This window comes from Rubrimonas sp. (genome assembly GCF_036788415.1).
Taxonomy (GTDB): domain Bacteria; phylum Pseudomonadota; class Alphaproteobacteria; order Rhodobacterales; family Rhodobacteraceae; genus Rubrimonas.
The window spans coordinates 1-24,699 of record NZ_DAIQNN010000047.1; the positions used below are offsets into that span (position 1 = coordinate 1).

Consider the following 24,699-nt stretch of genomic DNA (forward strand, 5'->3'; position numbering starts at 1 on the left):
GATCGTCCCGATGTTCACATGCGGCTTGTTCCGCTCGAATTTCGCCTTCGCCATCGCCTTCAAGCCCCGTTGCCAGAGTGGGTTCCCAGAGTGGGTTTCGCGCGCCGCGCGTCGCTTATCCTCAACGAAATCGCAGCGCAAGCCGTTTGCGGCGACGCCGGAGGTGTTATGTGTGCCGCAGTATGGCGGTGTTCGGACGGCGCGAGAGGAAGGGTTGGGGCTGGCGGCTGCGGCAGATGCTGTGGCCGGACAGCGGCCATGGCCGGGCCGTCCGCTATCTGTGGGCGCGGCTCAAGCGCCTGCCGGCCACGCCGCACGCCATCGGCGCGGGCTTCGCCTCGGGCGCGGCGGTGTCGGTGCTGCCGCTGATCGGGCTGCACTTTCTGCTCGGCTTCGCGCTGGCCTGGCTCGCGCGCGGGAACATGGCGGCGGCGGCGCTCGGCACGGCGGTGGGCAATCCGCTGACCTTCCCCATCTTCTTCTCCGCCGCCAACCGCCTCGGCAAGTGGATGACCGCGACGCCCAACGGCGGCGCTGACCCCGTCGCCGAAACGCTCGCCGAGCGCGAGGCCGAGATGCTGGCCTCGGGGCTCGACCCCTCGCTGCTCGCGCAGCTCTGGCCGACGCTGAAGGTCACGCTGATCGGCGGGCTTCCGCTCGCCGTGATCGCCTTCGCGGTCTTCTATGTGCTTGCGCGCGGGCTCGCCGCGAAGTTCCAGGCGGCGCGGCGGCGACGCGCCCGGAAGCTCGCGGAGCGCCCCGATCCCGCGCCGCGCGGATGACGCGCCCCGCCTGCGAGAGGCGCACGGCCCCGCTTGGGGCGACCGACCTTTCCATGCTAGTCCAGCCTGCGACGGGCGGCGCGACGCCGCCGATGGCTCCGGAGACTCGCCGATGACTGGCGCCCCCTTGCTTGATCTGCGCCGCGCGGTCGCCTGCGCGCTGCTCTGCGCCGCCCTCGCCGGCTGCGCGACCGATGAGGACTTCGCCGACGACGTCCGCCCGGCAGAGGACATCTTCGCCGAGGCGCAGGCGCTCGAGGCCGAAGGCGACATGCTCGGCGCCGCCGCCCTCTATGACGACGTCGAGCGGCTGTATCCCTACGCCCAGATCGCAAAGGACGCGGTGCTGGCCTCGGCGCGCGCGAACTATATCGGAGGCAAATACGATGAGGCCCGCCTCGGCGCGGAGCGCTTCCTCAGCTTCTACCCCTCCGATCCCGCGGCGGCCGAAGCGCAGTATCTCATCGCGCTGACCTGGTATGACCGGATCGTCGATGTCGGGCGCGATCAGGGCGCGACGCGCGAGGCGCTGGCGGCGCTGCGCGAGACCGTCTCGCGCTATCCAGGGACGGAATACGCGCGCGCGGCGGCGCTCAAGCTCGACCTCGCCAACGACCATCTCGCGGGGAAGGAGATGGAGATCGGCCGCTACTACCTCAAGCGCGACCTGCACATCGCCGCGATCAACCGCTTCCGCTCGGTCATCGAGAATCACCAGACCAGCAGCCATACGCCCGAGGCGCTGCACCGGCTCGTCGAGGCCTATCTGGAGCTCGGCGTGATCTCGGAGGCGCAGACCGCCGCCGCCGTGCTCGGCCACAACTTCCCGGGATCGGACTGGTATTTGCGCAGCTATGCGCTGCTGACGGGCGTCGAGGCGGCGCCGATCGAGAACCGCGACAGCTGGATCAGCCGCTCCTACAGGCAGGTGGTCAAGGGCGAGTGGCTCTGAGCTGCGGGAGGGGCCCCGGGCGATGCTGCGCGCCCTCTCGATCCGCGACATCGTCCTGATCGACGCGCTCGACCTCGAGCTGCGCCCCGGCCTCAACGTGCTGACCGGCGAGACCGGGGCGGGGAAGTCGATATTGCTGGATGCGCTGGGGCTCGCGCTCGGGCGGCGCGGGCGCGGCGAGATGGTGCGGGCGGGGGCGGGGGAGGGCTCGGTCACCGCGGTGTTCGCGCTGGCGCCGGCGCATCCGGCGCGCGCGATGCTCGCCGAGGCGGGCTTCGAGGCGGAGGACGAACTGATCCTTCGGCGCGTCGTCTCGGCGGACGGGCCGTCGCGCGCTTTCGTCAACGACCGACGCGCCACCACCGAGGCGCTGCGCGCGCTCGGCGACGCGCTGGTGGAGATCCACGGCCAGCATGACGAGCGGGGCCTGCTGAACCCGGGCGGCCACCGCGCCCTGCTCGACGCCTTCGCGGGCCTCGACGGCGAGCGCGCCGCCTGCCGCGGGGCGTGGCGGGCGCTCGCCGAGGCGGAGACGCGCCTGTCGACCGCCGAGGCGGCGGCGGCCGAAGCCGCGCGCGACGCCGACTGGCTGCGCCACGCCGCCGCCGAACTCGACGCCTTCGCGCCCGAACCGGGCGAGGATGCGGCGCTCGACGCGCGCCGGCGCCTGTTGCGCGCAGGGCAGGCCATTGGCGAGGAGCTGGCGCGCGCGGCGCAGGAGATCGGCCCGCAGGGCGCGGAGGGCGCGCTGTCCGATGCGACGCGCCGGCTCGACCGCGCCGCCGCCTCGGCGGAGGGCGCGCTCGACGCGGCCCTCACGGCGCTGGAGCGCGCGATGACGGAACTCGGCGAGGCGCAGGCCGCCGTCGAGGCGGCGCTGCACGCGCTCGACTTCGATCCGCATGCGCTCGAGCGCGTCGAGGAACGGCTGTTCGCCCTGCGCGCGCTCGCGCGCAAGCATCAGGTCGCCCCCGACGCGCTGCCCGAGCTGGCGGCGGAGCTGTCGGCGCGTCTGGCCGCGCTCGATCACGGCGCCGAGCGGATCGCCGCGCTGCGCGCCGAGGCGGCGCAGGCGCGCGCCGCGCATGGCGCGCTCGCCGAGGCGCTGTCGGCCCGCCGGCGCGCCTCCGCCGCCCGGCTCGACGCGATGGTGGCGGCGGAACTCGCGCCGCTGCGCATGGAGCGCGCGCGCTTCGCCACCGAGATCGCCGGGGACGCCCCCGGCCCCGAGGGGATCGACCGCGTCGCCTTCACCGTCGCGCCCAATCCCGGCGCCCCGTCGGGGCCGCTCGCGCGCATCGCGTCGGGCGGCGAGCTGTCGCGCTTTCTGCTGGCGCTCAAGGTCTGCCTCGCCGCGCGCGCCGACGGGCTGACGATGATCTTCGACGAGATCGACCGCGGCGTCGGCGGGGCGACGGCGGACGCGGTGGGCCGGCGCCTCGCGCGGCTGGCGCAGGAGGCTCAGGTTCTGGTGGTCACCCACAGCCCGCAGGTCGCGGCCCGCGGCGCGCATCACTGGCGCATCGCCAAGACCGAGGATGCGGGCGCGATGCGCACCCGCGTCGCGCTGCTCGCGCCAGAGGAGCGGCGCGACGAGATCGCCCGCATGCTGGCCGGCGAGACCGTGACGGCGGAGGCGCAATCCGCCGCCGCCGCGCTGCTTGCGAGCTGAGCGCGGCGGCTTCCCTTCGCAGGTGCGGCGACCCGACGCCGCAGCGACGTGTGGCGACATCGCGTTTTCACGAACGCAGGCGCAACGTTTCAGCCGTGCCCGACTGGAGCCTGCGTCCGTGGACCTGCAAGATCTCGATCCGCGCCTGTTGCGGTTGACCTACGCCAGCCGCGCCGCCGACTGGCTGACGAGGTCGGATCTGCGCGACATCGCCCGCACCGCCCAGACCCGCAACCGCGCGCTCGGAGTGACCGGGCTGCTGCTGCATGTCGACGGCGATTTCCTGCAGATCCTCGAAGGCCCCGCCGGCGCTGTGGAGAAGCTCTACGAGCGCATCGAATCCGATCCCCGCAATCGCTGGGTCACGCGGCTGGCGACCGAGCGCATCCTGCGCCGCGCCTTCGAAGACTGGGCGATGGGCTGTTTCGACGTCGAGCCCGGCGCGCTGGCGGACGACCCCTTCATCGCCTTCGAGTCCGACCCGCCGCGGCTGCGCCCGCGCTTCAGCGGCGATTTCTCGGTGTTTCTCGACCAGTTCTACGCCCGCAACCGTCTGCGCGGACGCGCCGAGGAATTCGCGCGCGCCATGTGACGGGGCTCGGCGCCCTTTCCTGTTGACGCCGCCCGCGCGCGCCGCTTGATGGGCGCATGAGCGCGCCTCTCCTCTATCTCTCCGTCGCCCTGGGCGGCGCCATCGGCGCAACCCTGCGCTTCGCCTTCGGGCGCTGGGCGCTGCGCGCCTTCGGCCCGGACTTCCCCTGGGGGACGTTCGGCGTCAACGTGATCGGGTCGTTCGCGATGGGGCTGCTCGCCGCGCTGATCGTCGAGCGCTTTCCCGGCGACTGGGGCCGCTATGCGCCGTTCCTGATGAGCGGCGTGCTCGGCGGCTTCACCACCTTCTCCGCCTTCGCGCTCGACGCCTTCGGCATGATCGAGCGCGGCGAGGCGCTGAAGCTGCTGGCCTACGCCGGCGGGTCGGTCGCGCTGACGCTGGCCGCCTGCATCGGCGGCGTCGCGCTGGGGCGGGCGCTCTGATGCCCGGCGTGCGCCATCTGACGATCGGGCCCGAGGAGGGCGAGCTGCGGCTCGACCGATGGATGCGCCGCCAGTTCCCCGAACTGACGCAGGGGCGCATCGAGAAGATGCTGCGCAAGGGCGAGTTGCGGGTCGACGGCGCGCGGGCGAGCGCGGCGACGCGCGTCGCGCCGGGCCAGACCGTGCGCCTGCCGCCCTGGCCCGACGATCTGGCGGCGGCGGCGCCGGCGAGGACCGAGAAGCCCGCGCCGAACGACGCGGACGCGGACTTCATCCGCGACTGCGTGATCTTCATGGACAGCCATGTGCTGGCGCTGAACAAGCCGCCGGGGTTGGCGGCGCAGGGCGGATCGGGCGACATCCGCCATCTCGGCCAGTTCGAGGAGGCGCTGAAATTCGAGCGCTCCCAGACCCCGCGGCTCGTGCACCGGCTCGACCGCGACACCTCGGGCGTGCTGGTGTTCGGGCGGACCGCGCCTGCGGCGGCGGCGCTGGCGCGCGCCTTCGCATCCCGCGCGGCGCGCAAGCTGTATTGGGCGGCGGTGGCCGGCAAACCGAGCCCGGCGCGCGCGAGCATCCGCTTCGGGCTCGTCAAGGCGGGCGGGCCGCGCGGCGAGAAGATGCTCTGCGTGCCGCCCGACGCCGTCGCCGCCACCGAAGGCGCCCGCCGGGCCCTGACCGACTACGCCGTGATCGACAGCGCCGGGACGCGCGCGAGCTGGGTCGCCCTGCGCCCGGTGACGGGCCGCACCCACCAGCTGCGCGCCCATATGGCCGAGATCGGCCATCCGGTCGTCGGCGACGGGAAATATGGCGGCTCGGGGCAGACCAACGAGGGCTCGGGCTGGGGCGCGCAGCTCGGCGGGTCGGTCAGCCGGAAGCTGCATCTGCACGCCCGCCGCCTGCGCATCCCGCATCCCGCCGAGCCGGGGCGCATCCTCGACCTCGCCGCGCCGCTGCCGGAGCACATGGCGAAGACCTGGGCGATGTTCGGCTGGCGCGAGGCCGACGCGCCGGACGACCCGTGGGCCGACTGAGATGACGGGCTTCGAGACGTTGAGGCTCGAGACCGACGCGCGCGGCGTCGCCCGCCTCACGCTGAACCGCCCCGACAAGCGCAACGCGCTGTCGGCGCGGATGATCGCCGAACTGACGGAGGCCGCCGCGCGCCTCGCCGCGGACGCAGCGGTGCGCGTCGTGGCGCTGGACGGGGCGGGAACAACCTTCTGCGCCGGCGGCGATCTCGACTGGATGCGCGCGCAGTTCGACGCGACGCGGGCCGAGCGGATCGCGCAGGCGATGGCGCTGGCGCGGATGCTGCAGGCGCTCGACGCGCTCCCCAAGCCGCTGATCGGAAGGGTCCATGGCGCGGCGCTCGGCGGCGGGGCGGGGCTCTGCGCGGTGTGCGACGCGGTGGTCGCGGCGGCGGACGCCCGCTTCGGCTTCACGGAGACGCGGCTGGGGCTGATCCCCGCCACCATCGGACCATACGTGATCGCGCGGATCGGGGCCGGGCCGGCGCGGCGCGTGTTCTTCTCCGGCGCGACGTTCGACGCCGCGGAGGCGGAGCGGCTGGGCCTCGTGGCGCAGATCGCGCCGCCCGAGGCGCTGGACGCGGCGGTCGAGGCGGCGGTCGCGCCTTATCTGGCGGCGGCGCCGGGGGCGGTGTCGCGCGCCAAGGCCCTCGCGCGCGCGCTCGGACCCCGCATCGACGAGACGACCTTGCGGATGAGCGTCGAGGCGCTGGCCGACGCGTGGGAGGACCCGGAGGCGCAGGAGGGCGTTGCGGCCTTCTTCGCCCGCCGAAAGCCGCACTGGAGTTTCTGAGGCGTCAGGATGCGTCGTCCTTGCCGGTTCGACCGGAGACGCGGGCTGCGGCGCGCCCGATCAGATGCGCGCCGACCGGGCCGGTCATCAGCAGGAAGGCGACGCAGCCGACCGCCCGGCTCGCCACCCCCGGCTCCTCCGCCGTCAGCGCGAGCGCCAGCCCGACCAGCCCGACGCCCAGCGTGCCCGCCTTGGTGGAGGCGTGCATCCGCATGAACACGTCGCCGAGCCGGATCAGCCCGACGCCCGCGACCAGCGTGAACGCCCCGCCGAGCAGCAGGGCGGCGGCGGCGACGGTCTCGACAACGCTCACAGCCGCCCCCGCCGTTCCAGCAGCCGCGCGAAGGCGACGGTCGCGAGAAAGGCGACCAACGCCAGCGCCAGCGCCGCGTCGAGATAGGCGTCGCGCCGGGCCGCCAGCGCCAGCAGCATCAGGAACGCAACCAGCGTCATCGCCACGAAGTCGAGCGCCACGACCCGGTCCGCCGCCGTCGGCCCCAGCGCCACCCGCAGCGCGCCGAGCGCGAAGGCCGCGATCAGCATCGCCCCGCAGCCCTGCGCCGCGAGGGCGAGGATCCCCTCCAGCCGCGTTTCGAACAGCATCATCGCAACGCCTCCAGCACCGGCCGCTCGAGCGCGGCTTTCATGTCCGCCGCCATCTGAGCCGGATCGTCGTCCGACATCGCGTGGATGCTGAGCGCGCCGCGATCGGCCGCGACGTCTACCGTCAGCGTGCCCGGCGTCAGCGAGATCAGATTGGCGGTCAGCAGGATCTCGACATCGGAGCGCGCGTCGAGCGGCATCGTGACGAACTGCCCGCGCGGGCGTGAGAACGGGTTCAGCACCGTCGCCGCGACCTGAACGCTCGACACCACGAGTTCATAAAGAAAGCGCAGCAGCAGCAGAACCGCAGCGACCGCGCGCGCGTGATAGCGGTTTTCGCCGAAAAGCCCGCGCGCGGGCCACAGCGCGGCGAAGCCCACCGCGAAACCCGCCGCGAGCCCCGGCGAGGAGAAGTCGCCCGACGCCGCCGCCCAGCCCAGCATGATCAGCAAATTGACCGCGAAAATCATGGCATTTCCCCCGCCATCCGTTCGGGGCGCGGCCCGAGCACCGCCTCGATATAGCCGTCGCGGTCGATCAGCGCGCCGGCGGCTTCGAGCGCGAGGCCGTGCGCCGGCCCGACCGCGATCCCCGCCAGCGCGATCAGCCCGACCAGCGCCAGCGCCGGCGCCACCATCGCGGCCGGGGCCGGGGCGGGCCGCCAGTCGGGGTCGGGATGCGGCTTCCAGAACGCCTCCGCCCAGATCTTCGTCATCGAGTAGAGGGTGAGCAAGCCCGTCGCCAGCGCGATGGCGCCGGCGAGCCACCAGCCCTGCGAGAAGCTCTCATGCAGGATGAAGAACTTCGCCCAGAAGCCCGACAGCGGCGGAATCCCCGCCATGGCCAGCGCGCTGACCAGATAGAGCAGCGAGAGACCGGGCCGCGCCGCCCACATGCCGCCCATGCGCGACAGCTCCTCCGAGCCGGCCAGCCGTGCGGCGATGGCGCCGGTGAGAAACAGGTTGGTCTTGGCGAGCATGTTGTGAACGAGGTGGAACAGCCCCGCCGCGAGCCCCAGCGGCGTCGCCAGCGCCAGCCCGAGGCCCATGTAGCCGATCTGACTGACGATGTGGAATGCGAGGATCTTGCGCACGCCGTATTGCGACGCCGCCCCGAGCGCGCCGATCACCATGGTCGCGAGCGCGGTCGCCAGCAGCAGCGCCTGAAGGCCCGGAGTCTCCCTGATCTCGAAAATCAGCGTGAACACGCGGTAGAGCGCATAGACCGCCATCTTGGTCAGCAGCGCCGAGAACAGCGCGGTCACGCTCTGCGAGGGCGCGTGGTAGCTTTCGGGCAGCCAGAAGAAGAGCGGGAAGAACCCCGCCTTGGCGGCGAAGGCGAAGAACAGCAGGCCCGCAGGGGCCAGCACCGCCGCCTCGCCCGACCGTCCCTCCAGCGCGACGGCGAGCTCCGCCATGTTGAGCGCGCCGGTCGCGCCGTAGAGCATCCCGACGCCGAGCAGCATCGCGATGGTGGCGACGAGGTTCATCGCGGCGTAGCGGATCGCGGCCTCGCGCAGTTCCGCGCCGCCGCGCAGCGCCATCAGGCCGAAGGCCGCGATCAGCGTCACCTCGAACCAGACATAGAGGTTGAACAGATCGCCCGTCAGGAAGGCCCCCGCCGTCCCTCCGAGCAAAGCATGGGCGAGCGCCGAGAAGCCCCGCCGCTCCTCGGCTTCCGTCACGTCGGCCAGCGCGAACACCAGCACCAGCCCGCCGACGAGGCTCGCGGCGAGCAGCATCCCCGCCGAGAGCGCGTCGGCGACCAGCGTGATCCCGAAGGGCGCGGGCCAGCCGCCCATCGTCTCGACCACCGCCCCCCCGGTGAGCGCGCGCGCGAGCAGCGCCGCCGCAAGCCCGACCTGCGCCGCCGCGGCCCCGAGCGAGACGGCGCGCCGCGCCTCGGGCCGCATCCGCAGAAGCCAGAGCGCCGCGGCGGCGGCGAAGGGGACCAGCAGCGAGGCGGCGAGGGGGAGGGCGGGGGCCGTCACGGCGTCCCTCGCGCGCGCACCACCAGCGCCAGCATGAAGGAAAACAGGCCGAAGCCGATCACGATGGCGGTCAGCGCCAGCGCCTGCGGCAACGCGTTGGCGACGCCGGGGTCGGGCGCGGCGGCGCCTTCGGCGATCAGCGGCGGCGCCGCCCAGCTCAGCCGCCCGACCGTGACGATGGCGAGGTTCACGCCGTTGGAAGCCATGGCGAGCCCCAGCAGGAAGCGCACGAGGTCGCCCGCAAGCATCAGCCAGATCGCGACGCCGAACAGCAGCCCGCAGAGCGGCGCGAGGGCGATCTCCATCAGCTCTCCTCCCCTTCGACCGGTTCTTCCTCGGCGTCGTCCTCCGCGTCGCTCTCCAGCGCGAAGAACAGCGCGCCGACGGCGCCGACCACCACCAGATAGACGCCGGTGTCGAAGAGCAGGATCGAGCCGACCGCGACGCCCGCCTCCTTCAAGGGCCAGACGCCGCCCAGAAACCCCTCGCCGGCCGCGAGCCCCCAGAGCCCCGCGGCGAGGGCGAGGCCGACGCCCGCCATCGCCACCGCCTCGGGGCCGGCCTGGAGCGCCGCGCGCGCGGCTGCAACGCCCTCGGCCTTGGCGTAAAGGCACAGCGCGATGGCGGCGAGCAGGCCGCCGATGAAGCCGCCCCCCGGCGCGTTGTGTCCGCGCAGCAGCAGGAACACCGAGAAGGCGAGGATCAGCGGCGTCAGGAACCGCGTCGCAGCCGTCAGGATCAGCGAGTTCATGCGCGTCGGCCCCCCTTCAGCGCGGCCACCGCGGCGATGGCGGCGAGCGCGACCACGACGATCTCGCCGAGCGTGTCGAGCGCGCGGAAATCGACGAGGATCACGTTGACGATGTTGCGCCCGAGCGCCTCGGGCCAGGACGCCGCTTCGAAGAATCGGGTCGCGGCGGGGTCGAAGGGCGCGGCGAGCGCCGCCCAGATCGCCAGCGTCACGCCGACGCCCGCAGCGACGGCGATCGCAACGGCGACGGGGCGGACGCCCGCGCGCGGCATCTGCGGCAGGCGCAGCAGCGCGACGGCGGCGACGACGACGATCAGCGTCTCGACCAGAAGCTGCGTCATCGCCAGATCGATCCCGCCGAACAGCGCGAAGATCGCGGCGACCCCGGCCCCCGACACGCCGAGCGCGGTCAGCGCCGCGAGCCGCCCTCGCGCGAACGGCGCGATCAGCGCGCCGACGGCGGTCAGCGCGATCAGCCCCGCCTCGAGCGCGTCGATCTGCGGCCAGCCGGGCGAGGGCGGCCGCGCGCCCAGCGCGAGCCCCCCGAGCAGCAGCGCCGCCATCGCGCCGAGCATCACCCGCAAATGGCTGGCGAGCCGCCCCGGCGCGAGCGCCGCCTCGGTGAGCGCCGCCAGCGCCTTGAGCCCCGCCAGCCCCCGGTCGAAGCCGGCGCTCGCCCAGGGAAGGAAGGGCTCGATCCGCATCAGACCGCGCCGCAGACGCGCGCGGAAGACGAACCCCGCCGCCGTCAGCGCGAAGGTCAGCACCGAAAGCAGCAGCGGCAGGTTCAGCCCGTGCCAGAGCTTGAGCTGCACCTCGACGCCCTCGCCCCGGATCGCCACCGCCATCGGCTGCACGATCAGCGCGTCGAGCGCGCCCGGCGCGATGCCGAAGCCCAGCGAGGCGAGCGCCAGCGCCGCGGGCCCGGCGAGCATCGGCCATGGCGCCTCGCGCGGGGACGACGCCGGCGCGCGCAGTTTGCCGAGGAAGGGCTTGAGCGCGACGATGCAGCCCACCGCCGCGACCATCGCGTTCGACAGCACCGCGGCGCCGGCGAAGATCAGCGGCTCGGTCGCCACCGCCAGCGCGCCCTCGTATTTCAGCTCCTTGCCGATGAAGCCGAGCAGCGGCGGAAAGCCCGCCATCGAGAAGCCCGCCGCCAGCGAGATCGCCCAGGCGACCGGCATCCGCCCCCGCAAGCCCTCGACCGCGCCGAGCGTGCGCGAGCCCGCCTTCTTGTCGAGCACGCCGACCATCAGGAACAGCGCGGCCTTGTAGAAGGCGTGGACGACGATGAAGGTCGACGCCGCGACGATCGCCACCGGCTCGCGCGAGCCGAGAAACATCACGATCGAGCCGAGCCCGGAGACGGTCGTGTAGGCCAGCATCAGCTTCAGGTCGGTCTGGCGCAGCGCCCAGATCGCGCCGAGCAGCATGGTGGCGCCGCCGCTGAGCGTCAGCGACCAGCTCCAGACTTCGGTCCCGCCGAGCTCCGGCGACAGGCGCGCCAGCAGATAGACGCCCGCCTTCACCATGGTCGCGGAATGGAGATAGGCGCTGACCGGCGTCGGCGCGGCCATCGCGCCGGGCAGCCAGAAATGGAACGGGAACTGCGCCGATTTGGTGAAGCAGCCGATCAGGATCGGGATGAGGAAGCCGAGATAGGCGGGATGGGCGCGCAGATCGGCGCCGATCGCGGCCATCTCCGACAGCCGCCACGTTCCCGCCGCCATCGCCAGAACGACGAGCCCCGCCAGCAGCGCGAGCCCGCCGAGCCCCGTCACCAGCAGCGCCGTCAGCGCCTTGGCCCGCGCCTCGGCCTTGTGGTGGTCGAAGCCGACGAGCAGCCACGAGATGACGGTCGTCGCCTCCCAGAACAGGAACAGCGAGATCGCGTCGTCGGCCAGCACGAGCCCGACCATCGCGATCTCGAACAGTCCCAAAAGGACGAGGAGGCGCTTCAGGCGGGGATCGGCGCGGAAATATTCGGCGGCGTAGAGCAGCACCGCGGCGCCGACGCCGGTCGCGAGCAGGGCGAAAGTCAGCGACAGCCCGTCGAGCCTGAAGGCCAGCGCGACGCCGAAAGCGGGCGCCCAGTCGACCGCCCAGGTGGGCGTGGCGCCTTGCGAGACCGCCGGCGCCCACCCAGCGAACCACGTCGCCGCCAACGCCGACAGGAGCGCCGGCGCGTTGCGCCAGAGGCCCGCCGGCGCTGCGGCGCGAAGGCTCGGAGAATCGGGCATACAGACGAGTCCGGACGAATTTCGGGCGCCGATCCCCCTCGGCCGTCATCACCTATGTCGCGGGGGCCGTCCCGCAAGCGCTTCGCCCGCGCTTCACGCCGAGTTTTTCACCGTCGTCGTCCTATTCCTCGGCGCTTTCCGCCAGCGCGCCGAGGGCGCCGCGGTCGAGAATGCGCAACTCGCCGCGCGAGAGCGAAATCCAGCCCTCGCGCTTCCACAGCGCCAGCGTCTTGGCGACCGCCTCGCGCGTGGCGCCTGCGAAATCGGCGAGTTCGGCCTGCGACACCCGCACCGCCCCGTCCGGCGCGCCGACCTTGACGGCGAGCGCCAGCAGGCGGGCGGCCAGCCGCGTGGGCAGCGGCAGGAACGCCCGCTGCTGGAGGTGCTCGCTGTTGGTCCGCAGCCGCGCGCACAGGATCTCGATGAATTCGAGCGCAAGCTCGGGGTCGCGGCGGATGATCGCGAGCAGATCGCTCCGGCGCACCCGCCGCAGCAGTGCCGGCCCGAGCGCCGCCGCGCCGGCAGTGCGTCGCCCTGCGAACAGCCCGATCTCGCCGAACACTTCGCCAGGCGTCATGATCTCGAGGGTCAGCTTGCGCCCGCCGGGAGACATCACGCTGATCTCGATTTCGCCGTGGTCGACGATGTAGAAACAGTCCGCCGCGTCGCCCTGCCCGAACAGCGCCGCCCCCGCCTCCACCCGCACGGGCGAGGCGGCGCGCGCGACGGCGGCGAGCAGCGCGGGCGAGGCGGAGGAGAAGACCGAGCGGGGCGGCGGCTCGGCGCTCACCCCCGTCGCCTCAGGCGGCCCGGGACGAGACGGATTCGGTCAGCACGGCGTAGATCGCGGAGGCGTCGCCGCAGGAGCGCAGCTTGGCGCAGGTCGTCGGGTCGCGCAGCGCGCGAGAGACGCGGGCGAGGGCGCGCAGATGGTCGGCGCCGGCGTCCTCCGGGGCGAAGAGCGCGAAGACGAGGTCCACCGGCTCGTCGTCGAGCGCGTCGAACTCGATGGGCTTCTCCAGCCGCAGGAACAGCCCGCTGATCCGGTCGAGCCCCGCCAGCCGCGCATGCGGCGCCGCCACGCCGCGCCCGAGCGCCGTGGAGCCGAGCCGCTCGCGCTCGTTCAGCGCGTCGAACACGTCGCGCGCCTTCGTCCCGCAGCACTCGGCGGCGCGGTTGGCGATTTCCTGAAACAGCTGCTTCTTGGACGTGGCGCGTTGATGCGCGGCCACGCCCTCGGGTGCGAGGATGTCTCGGATTTCCATGGTCCGGCCTCCAAGGCCAATCGACGCCCGCAGCGGGCGCGCAGCCGTCACGCCTGCGACAGGTTGGCGGGGTCGACCCAGCCGATATTGCCGTCGTCCCGACGGTAGACGACGTTGATTTCTCCATGGCGCTCGTTGCGGAACACCAGCACCGGCGCATGCGCCAGCTCCATCTGCATCACCGCCTCGCCGACGGAGATCGTCTGAATGTCCATCTTCATCTCGGCGACGATCACCGGGTCGAGCGTCTCGGGCTCGTCCTGCCGATCCTGATCGCCGGCGAGCACATAGGCGGCGGCGGCGACCGCCTCGATGGGGTCGGCGCGGCCGGCGTGATGGTCCTTGAGACGCCGCTTGTAGCGTCGCATCTGCTTCTCGATGCGCTCGGCGCAACCGTCGAAAGCGGCGTAGACGTCATGCGCGGTCGCCGTGGCCTGCGCCGTCAGCCCGGTGGGGAGCTTGATCGTCGCGTCGGCCTTGAAGGCGTTGTTGGCGGCGCGCGAGAACGTCACCTGCGCGGTGATCACGCGGTCGGCGTATTTCTCCACTGCCGAATCGAGCTTCTCGGCGACATGGGTGCGCAGCGCGTCGCCCACATCCATCTGCTTGCCGTTGATCTGGATCTGCATCTTCTCACCATGTTCGGGGCCGGTGCGGCGCCCCTCGGAGCGGGCCGCAGCGACCCCTCTGCGAGCGGAGCCGGACCGTATGAGCGGCGTCCTCCCAAGTCAACGCCCGCGGGGGCGCGCCGCGAGCCCGCCGCGGATCGCGGCGTCAGACCGCAGCCGCCGCCCGACGCCGCCGCGCGACCGACGAGCCGATTCCCATCCCCTCGCGATACTTCGCGACCGTGCGGCGGGCGACGTCGACGCCTTCGGAGCGCAGCATGGCCACCAGAGCGTCGTCCGAGAGCGGACGGCCCGGCGGCTCGGCGTCGATCAGCGCGCGGATGCGCCCGCGCACCGCCTGCGCGGAATGCGCCTCGCCCCCGTCCGACGAAGCGAGCGCCGCGGAGAAGAAGAACTTCAGCTCGAAAAGCCCTCGCGGCGTCGCGATGAACTTGTTCGCGGTGGCGCGGCTTACGGTCGATTCATGCACGCCGGCGGCCTCGGCGACGGCGCGCAGCGTCATCGGGCGCAACGCGCCGACGCCATGGTCGAAAAAGCCCGCCTGCGCCCGCACGATCTCGGCGGAGATGCTCAGGATCGTGCGCGCCCGCTGATCGAGGCTGCGCGTCAGCCAACTCGCGCTCTGGGCGCAATCGGCTAGAAACATCCGCGTCTCGCGGCAGCCCGCGCCGTTGCGGGGCGCCACGCGTGCGGCGTAGCTGCGGTCGACCAGCACGCGCGGCGCCGCGTCCGGGTTCAGCTCGACCACCCAGCCGCCGGCGCCGTCGGGCCGGGCGAGCACGTCGGGGATCACCGGATCGGCGACGCCGCCCGAGAAGGCGAGACCGGGGCGCGGGTCGAGCCGGCGAATCTCGGCGAGCATGTCCTCGAGGTCTTCGAGCGACACCCCGACGCGCTCCGCCATGCGCGGCGCGGGCGTGCGCGGCAGCTCGTCGAGCCGCGCCAGCAGCGCGGCCATTGCCGGGTCGAGCCGGTCGCGCTCGGCCAGTTGCAGGGCGAGGCATTCGGCGAGGTCGCGCGCCCCGACCCCAGTCGGCTCGCAGGCGCGGATCGCGGCCATCGCCTGCTCGACCATCCCTTGCGGAGCCCCGAGCCGCGCCGCAGCCTCGGCAGGGTCGACGCGCAGATAGCCCGCCTCGTCGAGTTCGCAGGCCAGCGCCTCGGCGACCAGCCGGGTCTGCGGCGCGAGGCGCGCAAGACCGAGCTGCGCGACGACATGCTGGGCGAGCGTCACGCCCTGAGCGAGCCGCGACGCCGCATCCTCGCCTTCGGGGTCGAAGGGGTCGCGCCCGCCCGCGCCCGACCCCGCCTTCGCCCCCGACGGTCCGCGCAGCGCGCTGGGCTCGGCGCTTTCATAGAGGTTGTCTTGCGCCGCCTCGACGCGGCTATCGGCGCCGTCGAGATCGGCGCGGCGGATCTCGGCGTCCACGGCGATGCGCTCGGGCGGTGCAGGGGGGGGCTGGGCCTCGCGCCCAGCGCCGTCGAACGGCGCGGGATCGATCGGCTGGGCGGCGGGATCGGCCAGCTCGATCAGCGGGTTGCGCTCGACTTCCGCCGCGAGGAAGGCCGAGAGCTCGACGCCCGACATCTGCAGCATCTGGATCGCCTGACGCAGCTGCGGCGTCATCACCAGCGACTGCGCCTGCCGCAACTCCAGCCGGGGCGTCAACGCCATCGGACCGCCACTCCCTTCGCGCCCGACCCGCCGGCGCCGCGCTCAGATGCGGAAGCGCTCGCCGAGATAGACCCGGCGGACGTTGGCGTCCTCGACCACCTCGCCCGGCGCGCCGCTCATCAGGACGCGACCATCATGCAAGATGTATGCCCTGTCTATGATCTGAAGCGTTTCCCGAACATTGTGATCGGTGATCAGCACGCCGATTCCGCGATCCTTCAGATGCGCCACCAGTTCGCGGATGTCGCCCACCGCGATCGGATCGACCCCGGCGAAGGGTTCGTCGAGCAGCACATAGGCCGGGTCGCCGGCGAGACAGCGCGCGATCTCGACCCGCCGGCGCTCGCCGCCGGACAGCGCCACGGCGGGGGTCCGGCGCAGATGCGAGATCGCGAATTCGGCGAGCAGCGCGTCCAGCCGGCGCTCCCGACGCTCGGGCTCGGAGACGGCGATCTCCAGGGCCGCGCGGATGTTGCCCTCCACGCTCAGCCCCCGGAAGATCGAGGCCTCCTGCGGCAGATAGCCCAGCCCCAGCCTTGCGCGGCGATGCATCGGGAGGTCGGTCACGTCGCGCCCGTCGAGGCGGATCTCGCCGGTGTCGCAGGGCGTGAGGCCGGTGATCATGTAGAAGCAGGTGGTCTTGCCGGCGCCGTTGGGGCCGAGCAGCCCGACGACTTCGCCGCGGTGCAGTTCTAGGTCGACGTCGCGCACCACCGGCCTGCGGCGATAGGACTTGCCGATGCCGCGCGCGGTCAGGCCTTCGGCGCGCGCCGCGACCCTGAGCGTCGGCTCGGCCCCGTCGGCCGGCGCGGTCATTGGCTGTCCGCGGGCGCGGGGCGGAACACCGACTGCACGCGCCCGCCCTCGACGCGCCCGACCCCGGTGTTGAGATCGACCACCAGCCGCTCGCCGCGAATGGCGTTGTCGCCCTGCGCGAGCACGACGCCGCCGCCCATCGTCACGAGGCCAGTGCGCACGTCGTAGTCGGCCCATTCGCCGCGCGCCGTCTCGCTTCCCGAACTGAGGAACACCCCGCCCTCGGCGCGCAGACGGTCGATGTCGCCGCCGCCCTGCGCCGCCGCCGCGTCGCCCGCGTCGCGCGCCGCGTACCAGACGCTGAGCGTTTCCGAACTCAGCCGCAACTCGCCCTGACCGGCGACCACCGCGCCGGAGAAGATCGCGCGGCTTTCGGCCTGGCGGACCTCCAGCGCGTCGGCGGTGATCTCGATGGGCGCGGCGCTGTCGTGGCGGAAACCGCCGAAGGGCGAGCCCTGCTGGGCCTGCGCCGCTCCGGCGCTCCAGAGAAGCGCCGCCGCCACGGCGACGGCGACCCCTGCTCCCGCATCAGATCGCGTCATGGCGTCTGTTCCTCTCCCCGGGCGCGCTCCGGGTCGATCCGCACCCGCACGCCGCCTTCGAACCATACGATATAGCCGTCCGGTCCCTGCTCCGCGCGCAATTTCGCCGCGTCGATTTCGCCGCCCGGACCCTCGCCGCGCACCGGACCCTCCGCCGACAGCGCCGCTTCGCGCAAGTCGAGATCGGCCGAGGCCGCGCGCAGCCGCCAGCCCTCAGACGTGGCCAGCGCGACGCCGTCGCTCAGCAGCAGCCGGTCGGTCTTGGGGCGCATCTCGCCGCCGCCAGCCTCGAGCGTGAGCAGCCCCTGCGCCTCCAGCGCCATCTCGCCGCGCACCGGGCCGAGCGTCACCCGTTCGGGGTCTGGACGGTCGGGGCGCGCCCAGTCGGCGCTCACGGCGAAAGGGCGACCGTCGCGGTCGCGCCCGCTGAAACGCGGCGCATTGACCTGCAACCCGTCGCGCAGATCGAAATCGAGGTCGGCGAAGCCGATGCTCTCGCCCAGATCGGCCCGCGGGAACAGGAAGATCGCGGCGACGAGCGCAAGCGCGCCGAGCGGCAGGGCGATCTTGAGAAGCCCCACGACGCGCTGGCGGGTCCGCTCGCCCATCTCAGGCGACGCCTGCCCGCAGGCAGTCGTGGATGTGCAAGAGCCCCAGCGGCGCGCGCGGCCCCTCGCCCTCGGGCAGCACGAACAGCACGGTGACCGGCTTGCCCTCGTTCATCCGCGCCACCGCCTCTGAGGCGAGCGCGTCGGGGCCGATGGCGCGCGGAGAGGGCGTCGCCACTTCGCCCGCGCTGCGCTCGAGCAGCCCTTGCATGTGCCGGCGCAAGTCGCCGTCGGTGACGATCCCCGCCAGCCGCCCCTCGGCGTCGAGCACACCGGCCACGCCGAAGCCCTTGGCGCTCATCTCGAGCAGAACGTCGGGCATCGAGGCGTCGCGCGCCACCAGCGGCAGCGCGGCGCCCGTGTGCATCAGGTCGCGCACCTTCACCAGCATGGCGCCGAGCTTGCCGCCTGGGTGGAAGGTGCGGAAATGCTCCATGGTGAAGTCGCGCCGCTCCATCAGCGCGACCGCCAGCGCGTCGCCCAGCGCCATGGTGAGCGTGGTGGAGGTCGTCGGCGCGAGCCCGACCGAGCAGGCTTCGGGCGCGTCGGGCAGCAGCAGCGCCACATCCGCCGCCGTCAGCAACGCGCTGCCGGGGCGGCTGGCGACGCCGATCAGCGGGATCGAGAAGCGGCGGGTGTGGGCGACGATGTCGCGCAGCTCCGGCGTCTCGCCGGAATTGGACAGCACCAGCGCCACGTCCTGCCGCGTCAGCATCCCCAGATCGCCATGGCTCGCCTCGGCGGGGTGGACGAATTGCGCAGGCGTGCCGGTCGAGGCGAAGGTCGCGGCGATCTTGCGGCCGACATGGCCCGACTTGCCCATGCCCGACACGATCACCCGGCCCTGCGCGCCGAGGATCGTCTCGACGGCGCGCGCGAATTCGCTTCCGAGGCTGTCGGCGAAGCCGGCCAGCGCCTCGGCCTCGATGCGCAGCACGCGGCGGCCGGTGGCGAGGAGGGCGTCGGCGTCCATGTTCATGCCGCGCGCGCCCTCAATGGGAGAAGATGTCGATGTCGGGCCAGCCGGCGAGGTCGAGGGCGGCGCGGTCGGGCAGGAAGTCGAAGCAGGCCTGCGCGAGCGCCACGCGCCCCTCGCGCTCCAGCCGCTTCAGGAACTCCGCGCGGAGCGCGTGCAGATGCAGCACGTCCGACGCCGCATAGGCCGCCTGCGCCTCCGTAAGCGTCTCCGCCCCCCAGTCTGACATCTGCTGATGCTTGGAGAGGTCGATCCCGAGCATCTCCTGGCACAGCTGCTTGAGGCCGTGGCGGTCGGAGAAGGTGCGGGTCAGCTTCGAGGCGATCTTGGTGCACCAGACGGGCCGCGCCAGAACGCCGAAGCGATGCGCCATCACCGCGATGTCGAAGCGGCCGTAATGGAACAGCTTGAGGCGGTCCGGATCGGCCAAAAGGCGCGCGAGGTTCGGCGCTTCGGTCTGGCCTTGCGCGATCCGCAGCAGATGGGCGTTTCCGTCGCCGCCGGAGAGCTGGACGAGGCAGAGACGGTCGCGTTGCGGGACCAGCCCCATCGTCTCGGTGTCGATGGCGACGATCGCGCCGAGGTCGAGCCCGTCGGGCAGGTCGCGCTCATGGATGGAGATCATTGCGGGGCCGCCCTCCGACCGGGACCGACAAAAGAAAGCGCCGGCGCAGCCTGTCGCCGCGCCGGCGCTTTGTGGTGCCCAGGAGAAGACTCGAACTTCCACGGCCTAGGGCCACTGGTACCTGAAACCAGCGCGTCTACCAATTCCGCCACCTGGGCGCAGGGCGGCGGGCCGCCCGTGCAGGACGCTCGTCTATGCCGCGCGCAGGGCCTTGTCAACGGCGTCTCCCGCGCCCCGCTCATCCGATCAGCGCGAGGCCGGGGAAGGTCTCGAGCAGCCAGAATGCGAGCAGTTCGAACCGCCCCGTCGCCATCAGAAGCCCCACCGCCACCAGCAGCGCGCCCATCGCCGCCTCGACCGTTCCCATGTGCCGGCGGAAGTGGCGCATGAAGCGCATGAAGGGCCGCACGAACAGGGCGGCGAGCAGGAAAGGCAGCCCCAGCCCCGCCGCATAGACCGCCAGCATCGCCACGCCCTCGCCGATGGTGTCGCGCTGGCCGGCGAGCGCGAGGATCGTCCCGAGGATCGGCCCGATGCAGGGCGTCCAGCCGAAGGCGAAGGCGAGGCCGATCACATAAGCGCCGACCAGCGAGCCGCCGCCCTCGCCGGCCTGGAACCGCGCCTCGCGATAGAGGAAAGGGATGCGCTCCTGTCCGCTGAACTGGAGCCCGGCGGCGAGCGCGGCGAGCAGCCCCAGCGGCCAGAGGTTTTCCGCGACTGTCGCGCCGAGATCGCCCCCGGTGACGATGATCGACGCGACCCAGAGCGCGAGCAGCGCGGCGAAGGTCGCCAGCGACCGTTTCAGGCCGATGAAATGCTGCCCCAGCGCATAGATCACGAGGCCTGCTATGGTGCCGAAAAGCATCTTGTTGGCGAGCAGGACCTGTCCGACGACCGAGGCCGTGGCGCCGAGCGCGACGAACACCGTCGCCAGCCCCGCCACGAAGGCGAGCGCCGATACGAAGACCCGCCGCGTCACCGGGTCCTGCGCGAGCGCGAGCCCCAGCGCGCCGAGCGCGCCGCCGAGCGCGCCGGCCCCGAGCCAGCCGATCTCGCCCCCTGTCGCAATCAGCCGCTGGAAGGCCAGCGCCATCAGCGCGAGCGCGATCAGAGCCAGCCGACCGATGCGCGTCTCGGCCGGCGTCGGCTCGGTCATGCGCTCAAGGCTCTGGCCGGAGAGATAGGCCAGATAGGGCGGCGCCAAAGGCAGGACGCAGGGCGACAGGAAGCTCAGCACGCCGCCCGCGAAGGCCAGCATCACGCCCAGTTCCGCCGCTCCGTCCATCAGGCTCCGCCTCGTTCTTCGCCCGCTTCCGCGTCGCGGCGCACTCTGCGACGCGGCTCCGGCGATGCGCAAGGCGGCGCGCGGTCCGCAGCGCTGTTTCGCTCCGCGCGTCCCTGCGCCATGATGCCGACCAAAATGCGGCGAGGGGGAGACAGCTATGAAGATGCGTCCGATTGGGGCTGCGATGGCGGTCGCACTGTGCGCGGGGGCTGGAGCGGCGCAGGAGGCCGCCGACGCCGCTGCGGCGGGCCGCGACCTCGCCGAGCGCTGGTGCGCCGCCTGTCACGCCGTCGCCGACGACCAGCCGGTCGCCGCCGACGCCGCCCGCCCGTTCGCCGCCATCGCCGCCGACCCCGCCGCAACCGATGCCGGCCTGCGCGCGGCGATGGCGACCCCGCCGCACCCGGCCATGACCGATCCGGGCCTGACCGAGGACGCGATGCGCAAGATCATCGTCTACATCCGAAGCATCGGCGGCTGAGTCGCGGCGCGTGGCCCGGGCGAAGTGTCCGCGCCGTTCACCTCGATGAACGAAGGCTTAAGGGGTTCCGCGTTCGTTTCACCACCCGTAGGGGTAGAGGCGGCGTCAAGCGCAAAATGTGGTGTCCGAAGCGAAGAAAGCCGTTGACCGACTCGCTCGGTCGGCGCCTACTCTGCTTTGACGCGGCGACGATGACCGCCGCCCTTCGCCAACCCGACGCGCCGAATTCCCCTCCGGCGCCCGGCCCCTCGAGGCCGGGACGGAGCCCTTTCGAAGGACCAGACCATGCAGATCACGCGCCGTTTCACCGCCGAGACCGGCTCGCCCTACGACGCGATCGCCTTCCGCAAGACCGCGAGCGAGATCCGCAATCCCGACGGTTCGGTCGTGTTCCGCCTCGACGAGGCCGAAGTGCCCGAGGGATGGAGCCAGGTCGCCTCGGACGTGCTGGCGCAGAAATATTTCCGCAAGGCGGGCGTGCCGGCGGTCACCCGCAAGGTGAAGGAGAAGGGCGTCCCCGACTGGCTCGCCCGCAGCGAAGCAGACGACAAGGCGCTTGCGAAACTCCCCGAGGAGAAGCGCTTCGGCGGCGAGACCTCGGCGCGTCAGGTGTTCGACAGGCTCGCCGGCGCGTGGACCTATTGGGGCTGGAAGGGCGGCTACTTCTCCTCCGAGGCCGACGCGCGCGCCTATTTCGACGAGATGCGCGTCATGCTGGCGATGCAGATGGCCGCGCCGAACTCGCCGCAATGGTTCAACACCGGGCTGCACTGGGCTTACGGCGTCGACGGTCCGAGCCAGGGCCATTACTACGTCGATTTCCAGACCGGCGAGCTGGTCGCGTCGAATTCGGCCTATGAGCACCCGCAGCCGCACGCCTGCTTCATCCAGTCGGTCGGCGACGATCTGGTGAACGACGGCGGGATCATGGACCTCTGGGTGCGCGAGGCGCGCCTGTTCAAATACGGCTCCGGCACCGGGACGAACTTCTCGTCCCTGCGGGGCGAGAACGAGAAGCTCGCGGGCGGCGGCAAGTCGTCGGGCCTGATGAGCTTCCTCAAGATCGGCGACCGCGCCGCAGGGGCGATCAAGTCGGGCGGCACCACGCGCCGCGCCGCCAAGATGGTGATCTGCGACATGGACCACCCGGACATCGAGCAGTTCATCGGGTGGAAGGTCCGCGAGGAGCAGAAGGTGGCGAGCCTGGTCGCAGGCTCCAAGCTGCACGAGTCCCTCCTCAACGCCATATTCGCCGCGATCGGCGCCTGGGACGGCCGCATGGAAGACGCGGTCGATCCCAGGGCCAACCCGAAGCTGAAGGCCGCGCTCAAGGCCGCGCGCAAGGCCTTCATTCCCGAGAGCTTCGTCAAGCGCGTGCTGCAATATGCGGCGCAGGGCTACGAGAGCATCGAATTCGCCACCTACTCCACCGACTGGGACGGCGAGGCGTATCTGACCGTCTCCGGCCAGAACTCCAACAACTCGGTGCGGGTGACCGACGCCTTCCTGAAGGCGGTGCGCGACGACGCCGACTGGGCGCTTTTCCGCCGCACCGACGGCTCGGTTGCGAAAACGCTCAAGGCGCGTGCGTTGTGGGAGCAGATCGGCCACGCCGCCTGGGCCTGCGCCGATCCGGGCGTGCAGTATCACGACACGATCAACGACTGGCACACCTGCCCCGAAGCGGGAGCGATCCGCGCGTCGAACCCTTGCTCGGAATACATGTTCCTCGACGACACGGCCTGCAACCTCGCCTCGCTCAACCTGCTGACCTTCCTCGGCGACGACGGCGCCTTCCGCGCCGACGACTATGAGCACGCCTGCCGGCTGTGGACGCTGACGCTGGAGATCAGCGTGCTGATGGCGCAGTTCCCCTCGAAGGAGATCGCGCAGCGCAGCTACGACTACCGCACCCTCGGCCTCGGCTACGCCAATATCGGCGGTCTGCTGATGACGATGGGTCACGGCTATGACAGCGACGAGGGCCGCGCGCTCTGCGGCGCCCTGACTGCGATCATGACGGGCGTCTCCTACGCGACCTCCGCCGAGATCGCCGCCGAGCAGGGGCCGTTCCCCGGCTACGCCCCCAACGCCGCGCACATGCTGCGGGTGATCCGCAACCATCGCCGCGCAGCCCATGGCGAGGCGTCGGGCTATGAGGCCGTGGCCACTCCGCCCGTGCCGCTCGACCGCGCCAGCTGCCCCGACGCCGACCTCGTCGCGCGGGCGGCGGCGGCGTGGGACCGGGCGCTCGCGCTCGGCGAGGCGCATGGCTACCGCAATGCGCAGGCCACTGTCGTCGCGCCGACCGGCACCATCGGGCTGGTGATGGATTGCGACACCACCGGCATCGAGCCCGATTTCGCGCTGGTGAAGTTCAAGAAGCTCGCCGGCGGCGGCTATTTCAAGATCATCAACCGTTCGGTTCCCGCGGCGCTCGCCAAGCTCGGCTACGACGCCGCGGCGGTGCGGCGGATCATCGACCATGCGGTCGGGCGCGGCACGCTGGAGGGCGCGCCGGGTGTGACGGTCGCCGCGCTGCGCGCCAGGGGCTTCGGCGAGGCGGAGCTGGAGAAGATCGAGCAGGGGCTCGGGGCCGCTTTCGACATCCGCTACGTGTTCAACGCCTGGACGCTGGGCGAGGAGTTCGTCACCGGCAAGCTCGGCGTCGCCAAGGCGAAGCTCGCCGATCCCGGCTTCGACCTGCTGCGCGAACTCGGCTTCAGCCGCGCCGAAATCGAGGCCGCCAACAATTACGTCTGCGGGACGATGACGCTGGAAGGCGCGCCCGGCCTGAAGGACGAGCATCTGCACGTCTTCGACTGCGCCAATCCCTGCGGCAAGACCGGCAAGCGCTTCCTTTCGGTGGACAGCCACATCCGCATGATGGCGGCGGCGCAGAGCTTCATCTCGGGCGCAATTTCCAAGACGATCAACATGCCCAACGACGCGACCATCGAGGACTGCCTCGCAGCCTACGAGCTGTCGCACCGGCTCGGCGTGAAGGCGAACGCTCTCTATCGCGACGGCTCGAAGCTCAGCCAGCCGCTCTCGGCTTCCATCCTCGACGAGGACGACGCCGAGGAGATCGTCGAGGCGGCGGTCCCCGAGCGCGCGCGCATGGTGGCCGAGCGCGTGGTCGAGAAGATCATCTACCGCGAGGCCGCCCGCGCCCGCGAGAAGCTCCCCGACCGCCGCAAGGGTTACACCCAGAAGGCGAATGTCGGCGGCCACAAGGTTTACTTGCGCACCGGCGAATACGAGGACGGCCGGCTTGGCGAGATCTTCATCGACATGCACAAGGAAGGCGCCGCCTTCCGCGCGATGATGAACAATTTCGCCATCGCGATCTCGGTCGGCCTGCAATACGGCGTGCCGCTCGAGGAGTTCGTCGACGCCTTCACCTTCACCCGCTTCGAGCCGGCGGGGATCGTGACCGGGAACGACAGCATCAAGAACGCGACGTCGATCATCGACTACGTGTTCCGGGAACTCGCGATCAGCTATCTCGACCGCACCGACCTCGCCCATGTCGCTCCCGAGGGCTCGCGCTTCGACGCGCTAGGCGGCGGCGAGGCGGAGGGCGTGCGCAACGTGCGGGAGGCGCCGGCCGAGACGGCGGCGCCGGCGATCGCGATGATCCGGCATGTCTCCTCGACCGGCTATCTGCGCAAGCGGTTGCCGAACGAACTGATGGTGTTCAGCTCCGAGGACAGTTCCGCGACCGCGGCGCTGGCCTATGCGGGGGCCTCCGCGGCTCTCCCAGGCGCGAGCGCCCCTGCGTCTCTCTCCCCCGCGCAACAGGCGCGGATCAAGGGCTACGAAGGCGACGCCTGCGGGGAATGCGGCAACTTCACCCTTGTGCGCAACGGCGCCTGCCTGAAATGCGACACCTGTGGTTCGACCAGTGGATGCAGTTAAGTATGCCGACCTGGTGGAGGT

At 72.0% G+C, this 24,699-nt stretch carries 26 protein-coding genes and 1 tRNA gene; 9 read left to right on the forward strand and 18 right to left on the reverse strand.

The features are described 5' to 3' along the window. Positions 1-170 precede the first annotated feature (170 nt). The 7 genes from V7Q31_RS11555 (at position 171) to V7Q31_RS11585 (ending at position 6,268) form a co-directional block, all read left to right on the forward strand. A complete protein-coding gene (locus V7Q31_RS11555; protein ID WP_333834012.1) occupies positions 171-782 on the forward strand; it encodes a DUF2062 domain-containing protein in 612 nt (203 codons plus the stop codon). Positions 783-894: 112 nt separating this feature from the next. Then, positions 895-1,734, forward strand: a complete 840-nt coding sequence (locus V7Q31_RS11560; RefSeq protein WP_333834013.1) for an outer membrane protein assembly factor BamD — start codon at positions 895-897, stop codon at positions 1,732-1,734. 22 nt (positions 1,735-1,756) lie between these two features. Beyond that, positions 1,757-3,406, forward strand: a complete 1,650-nt coding sequence (gene recN, locus V7Q31_RS11565; RefSeq protein ID WP_333834014.1) for a DNA repair protein RecN — start codon at positions 1,757-1,759, stop codon at positions 3,404-3,406. A 118-nt stretch (positions 3,407-3,524) separates the two neighbouring features. After that, entirely contained in the window at positions 3,525-3,998 is a 474-nt protein-coding gene (locus V7Q31_RS11570) for a BLUF domain-containing protein (protein ID WP_333834015.1), read from the forward strand. A 56-nt stretch (positions 3,999-4,054) separates the two neighbouring features. Then, positions 4,055-4,441 carry a fluoride efflux transporter CrcB gene (gene crcB, locus V7Q31_RS11575; RefSeq protein ID WP_333834016.1) on the forward strand — a complete coding sequence of 129 codons (387 nt, stop codon included), beginning with the start codon at positions 4,055-4,057 and terminating at the stop codon, positions 4,439-4,441. Further along, positions 4,441-5,478 carry an RluA family pseudouridine synthase gene (locus V7Q31_RS11580; RefSeq protein WP_333834017.1) on the forward strand — a complete coding sequence of 346 codons (1,038 nt, stop codon included), beginning with the start codon at positions 4,441-4,443 and terminating at the stop codon, positions 5,476-5,478. The genes crcB and V7Q31_RS11580 overlap by 1 nt, the downstream gene beginning before the upstream one ends. Before the next feature lies 1 nt (position 5,479). Beyond that, on the forward strand, positions 5,480-6,268 hold the full coding sequence (locus tag V7Q31_RS11585) for a crotonase/enoyl-CoA hydratase family protein (protein WP_333834018.1): 789 nt from the start codon (positions 5,480-5,482) through the stop codon (positions 6,266-6,268). A 4-nt stretch (positions 6,269-6,272) separates the two neighbouring features. Here the strand turns inward: V7Q31_RS11585 and mnhG are convergent, their stop codons facing one another. From mnhG to V7Q31_RS11675, 18 genes are all read right to left on the reverse strand, one after another. Then, entirely contained in the window at positions 6,273-6,581 is a 309-nt protein-coding gene (gene mnhG, locus V7Q31_RS11590) for a monovalent cation/H(+) antiporter subunit G (RefSeq protein ID WP_333834019.1), read from the reverse strand. Continuing rightward, positions 6,578-6,874: a monovalent cation/H+ antiporter complex subunit F gene (locus tag V7Q31_RS11595; protein ID WP_333834020.1), complete on the reverse strand. Its 297-nt coding sequence runs from the start codon at positions 6,872-6,874 to the stop codon at positions 6,578-6,580. The genes mnhG and V7Q31_RS11595 overlap by 4 nt, the downstream gene beginning before the upstream one ends. Further along, entirely contained in the window at positions 6,871-7,341 is a 471-nt protein-coding gene (locus V7Q31_RS11600; RefSeq protein WP_333834021.1) for a Na+/H+ antiporter subunit E, read from the reverse strand. Before V7Q31_RS11600 ends, V7Q31_RS11595 begins: the two co-directional genes overlap by 4 nt. Then, the gene (locus tag V7Q31_RS11605; RefSeq protein WP_333834022.1) at positions 7,338-8,861 is read right to left on the reverse strand and encodes a proton-conducting transporter transmembrane domain-containing protein; all 1,524 of its coding nucleotides are present in this window, start codon (positions 8,859-8,861) and stop codon (positions 7,338-7,340) included. Before V7Q31_RS11605 ends, V7Q31_RS11600 begins: the two co-directional genes overlap by 4 nt. Beyond that, positions 8,858-9,166, reverse strand: a complete 309-nt coding sequence (locus tag V7Q31_RS11610; RefSeq protein ID WP_333834023.1) for an NADH-quinone oxidoreductase subunit K — start codon at positions 9,164-9,166, stop codon at positions 8,858-8,860. The genes V7Q31_RS11605 and V7Q31_RS11610 overlap by 4 nt, the downstream gene beginning before the upstream one ends. Next, complete coding sequence (locus V7Q31_RS11615; protein WP_333834024.1) at positions 9,166-9,612, reverse strand: MnhB domain-containing protein; 447 nt, start codon at positions 9,610-9,612, stop codon at positions 9,166-9,168. The genes V7Q31_RS11610 and V7Q31_RS11615 overlap by 1 nt, the downstream gene beginning before the upstream one ends. Then, a complete protein-coding gene (mbhE, locus tag V7Q31_RS11620; RefSeq protein WP_333834025.1) occupies positions 9,609-11,855 on the reverse strand; it encodes a hydrogen gas-evolving membrane-bound hydrogenase subunit E in 2,247 nt (748 codons plus the stop codon). The genes V7Q31_RS11615 and mbhE overlap by 4 nt, the downstream gene beginning before the upstream one ends. Positions 11,856-11,976: 121 nt before the next feature. Beyond that, positions 11,977-12,645, reverse strand: coding sequence for a Crp/Fnr family transcriptional regulator (locus V7Q31_RS11625; protein WP_333834026.1), 669 nt, complete (start codon positions 12,643-12,645; stop codon positions 11,977-11,979). Positions 12,646-12,655: 10 nt separating this feature from the next. Then, positions 12,656-13,120 carry a PTS IIA-like nitrogen regulatory protein PtsN gene (gene ptsN / locus V7Q31_RS11630; RefSeq protein ID WP_333834027.1) on the reverse strand — a complete coding sequence of 155 codons (465 nt, stop codon included), beginning with the start codon at positions 13,118-13,120 and terminating at the stop codon, positions 12,656-12,658. Positions 13,121-13,167: 47 nt separating this feature from the next. Next, positions 13,168-13,749: a ribosome hibernation-promoting factor, HPF/YfiA family gene (gene hpf / locus V7Q31_RS11635; protein ID WP_333834028.1), complete on the reverse strand. Its 582-nt coding sequence runs from the start codon at positions 13,747-13,749 to the stop codon at positions 13,168-13,170. Positions 13,750-13,894: 145 nt separating this feature from the next. Further along, on the reverse strand, positions 13,895-15,424 hold the full coding sequence (rpoN, locus tag V7Q31_RS11640) for an RNA polymerase factor sigma-54 (protein ID WP_333834029.1): 1,530 nt from the start codon (positions 15,422-15,424) through the stop codon (positions 13,895-13,897). Between the two features lie 42 nt (positions 15,425-15,466). Beyond that, positions 15,467-16,240, reverse strand: a complete 774-nt coding sequence (lptB, locus tag V7Q31_RS11645; RefSeq protein WP_333834030.1) for an LPS export ABC transporter ATP-binding protein — start codon at positions 16,238-16,240, stop codon at positions 15,467-15,469. After that, on the reverse strand, positions 16,237-16,782 hold the full coding sequence (locus V7Q31_RS11650; RefSeq protein ID WP_333834031.1) for an LptA/OstA family protein: 546 nt from the start codon (positions 16,780-16,782) through the stop codon (positions 16,237-16,239). The genes lptB and V7Q31_RS11650 overlap by 4 nt, the downstream gene beginning before the upstream one ends. Continuing rightward, entirely contained in the window at positions 16,779-17,390 is a 612-nt protein-coding gene (locus tag V7Q31_RS11655; protein WP_333834032.1) for a hypothetical protein, read from the reverse strand. Before V7Q31_RS11655 ends, V7Q31_RS11650 begins: the two co-directional genes overlap by 4 nt. A gap of 1 nt (position 17,391) precedes the next feature. Then, positions 17,392-18,369 carry a KpsF/GutQ family sugar-phosphate isomerase gene (locus V7Q31_RS11660; protein ID WP_333834033.1) on the reverse strand — a complete coding sequence of 326 codons (978 nt, stop codon included), beginning with the start codon at positions 18,367-18,369 and terminating at the stop codon, positions 17,392-17,394. Between the two features lie 13 nt (positions 18,370-18,382). Beyond that, positions 18,383-18,991 (reverse strand): ribonuclease D, encoded by a 609-nt coding sequence (locus tag V7Q31_RS11665; RefSeq protein ID WP_333834034.1) that lies wholly within the window; start codon positions 18,989-18,991, stop codon positions 18,383-18,385. A 72-nt stretch (positions 18,992-19,063) separates the two neighbouring features. Next, positions 19,064-19,149: transfer RNA gene (locus V7Q31_RS11670), tRNA-Leu, on the reverse strand. An 80-nt stretch (positions 19,150-19,229) separates the two neighbouring features. Continuing rightward, positions 19,230-20,276, reverse strand: a complete 1,047-nt coding sequence (locus V7Q31_RS11675; RefSeq protein ID WP_442976514.1) for a cytochrome c biogenesis CcdA family protein — start codon at positions 20,274-20,276, stop codon at positions 19,230-19,232. A 157-nt stretch (positions 20,277-20,433) separates the two neighbouring features. On the opposite strand from V7Q31_RS11675, the gene V7Q31_RS11685 reads away from it, so the two are divergent. Then, positions 20,434-20,757 carry a c-type cytochrome gene (locus tag V7Q31_RS11685; RefSeq protein WP_333834035.1) on the forward strand — a complete coding sequence of 108 codons (324 nt, stop codon included), beginning with the start codon at positions 20,434-20,436 and terminating at the stop codon, positions 20,755-20,757. A 285-nt stretch (positions 20,758-21,042) separates the two neighbouring features. After that, positions 21,043-24,678: a vitamin B12-dependent ribonucleotide reductase gene (locus V7Q31_RS11690; protein WP_333834036.1), complete on the forward strand. Its 3,636-nt coding sequence runs from the start codon at positions 21,043-21,045 to the stop codon at positions 24,676-24,678. Positions 24,679-24,699: the final 21 nt, after the last annotated feature.

Coding starts and splice junctions, on each gene's coding strand:
- V7Q31_RS11655 (WP_333834032.1), bottom strand. CDS start 17,390: ATGGGCGAGCGGACCCGCCAGCGCGTCGTGGGGCTTCTCAAGATCGCC.
- V7Q31_RS11690 (WP_333834036.1), top strand. CDS start 21,043: ATGCAGATCACGCGCCGTTTCACCGCCGAGACCGGCTCGCCCTACGAC.
- V7Q31_RS11685 (WP_333834035.1), top strand. CDS start 20,434: ATGAAGATGCGTCCGATTGGGGCTGCGATGGCGGTCGCACTGTGCGCG.
- V7Q31_RS11610 (WP_333834023.1), bottom strand. CDS start 9,166: ATGGAGATCGCCCTCGCGCCGCTCTGCGGGCTGCTGTTCGGCGTCGCG.
- lptB (WP_333834030.1), bottom strand. CDS start 16,240: ATGACCGCGCCGGCCGACGGGGCCGAGCCGACGCTCAGGGTCGCGGCG.
- V7Q31_RS11560 (WP_333834013.1), top strand. CDS start 895: ATGACTGGCGCCCCCTTGCTTGATCTGCGCCGCGCGGTCGCCTGCGCG.
- V7Q31_RS11650 (WP_333834031.1), bottom strand. CDS start 16,782: ATGACGCGATCTGATGCGGGAGCAGGGGTCGCCGTCGCCGTGGCGGCG.
- V7Q31_RS11660 (WP_333834033.1), bottom strand. CDS start 18,369: ATGAACATGGACGCCGACGCCCTCCTCGCCACCGGCCGCCGCGTGCTG.
- hpf (WP_333834028.1), bottom strand. CDS start 13,749: ATGCAGATCCAGATCAACGGCAAGCAGATGGATGTGGGCGACGCGCTG.
- V7Q31_RS11580 (WP_333834017.1), top strand. CDS start 4,441: ATGCCCGGCGTGCGCCATCTGACGATCGGGCCCGAGGAGGGCGAGCTG.
- V7Q31_RS11585 (WP_333834018.1), top strand. CDS start 5,480: ATGACGGGCTTCGAGACGTTGAGGCTCGAGACCGACGCGCGCGGCGTC.
- V7Q31_RS11615 (WP_333834024.1), bottom strand. CDS start 9,612: ATGAACTCGCTGATCCTGACGGCTGCGACGCGGTTCCTGACGCCGCTG.
- recN (WP_333834014.1), top strand. CDS start 1,757: ATGCTGCGCGCCCTCTCGATCCGCGACATCGTCCTGATCGACGCGCTC.
- V7Q31_RS11665 (WP_333834034.1), bottom strand. CDS start 18,991: ATGATCTCCATCCATGAGCGCGACCTGCCCGACGGGCTCGACCTCGGC.
- V7Q31_RS11675 (WP_442976514.1), bottom strand. CDS start 20,276: ATGGACGGAGCGGCGGAACTGGGCGTGATGCTGGCCTTCGCGGGCGGC.
- V7Q31_RS11600 (WP_333834021.1), bottom strand. CDS start 7,341: ATGATTTTCGCGGTCAATTTGCTGATCATGCTGGGCTGGGCGGCGGCG.
- rpoN (WP_333834029.1), bottom strand. CDS start 15,424: ATGGCGTTGACGCCCCGGCTGGAGTTGCGGCAGGCGCAGTCGCTGGTG.
- mbhE (WP_333834025.1), bottom strand. CDS start 11,855: ATGCCCGATTCTCCGAGCCTTCGCGCCGCAGCGCCGGCGGGCCTCTGG.
- V7Q31_RS11595 (WP_333834020.1), bottom strand. CDS start 6,874: ATGATGCTGTTCGAAACGCGGCTGGAGGGGATCCTCGCCCTCGCGGCG.
- ptsN (WP_333834027.1), bottom strand. CDS start 13,120: ATGGAAATCCGAGACATCCTCGCACCCGAGGGCGTGGCCGCGCATCAA.
- crcB (WP_333834016.1), top strand. CDS start 4,055: ATGAGCGCGCCTCTCCTCTATCTCTCCGTCGCCCTGGGCGGCGCCATC.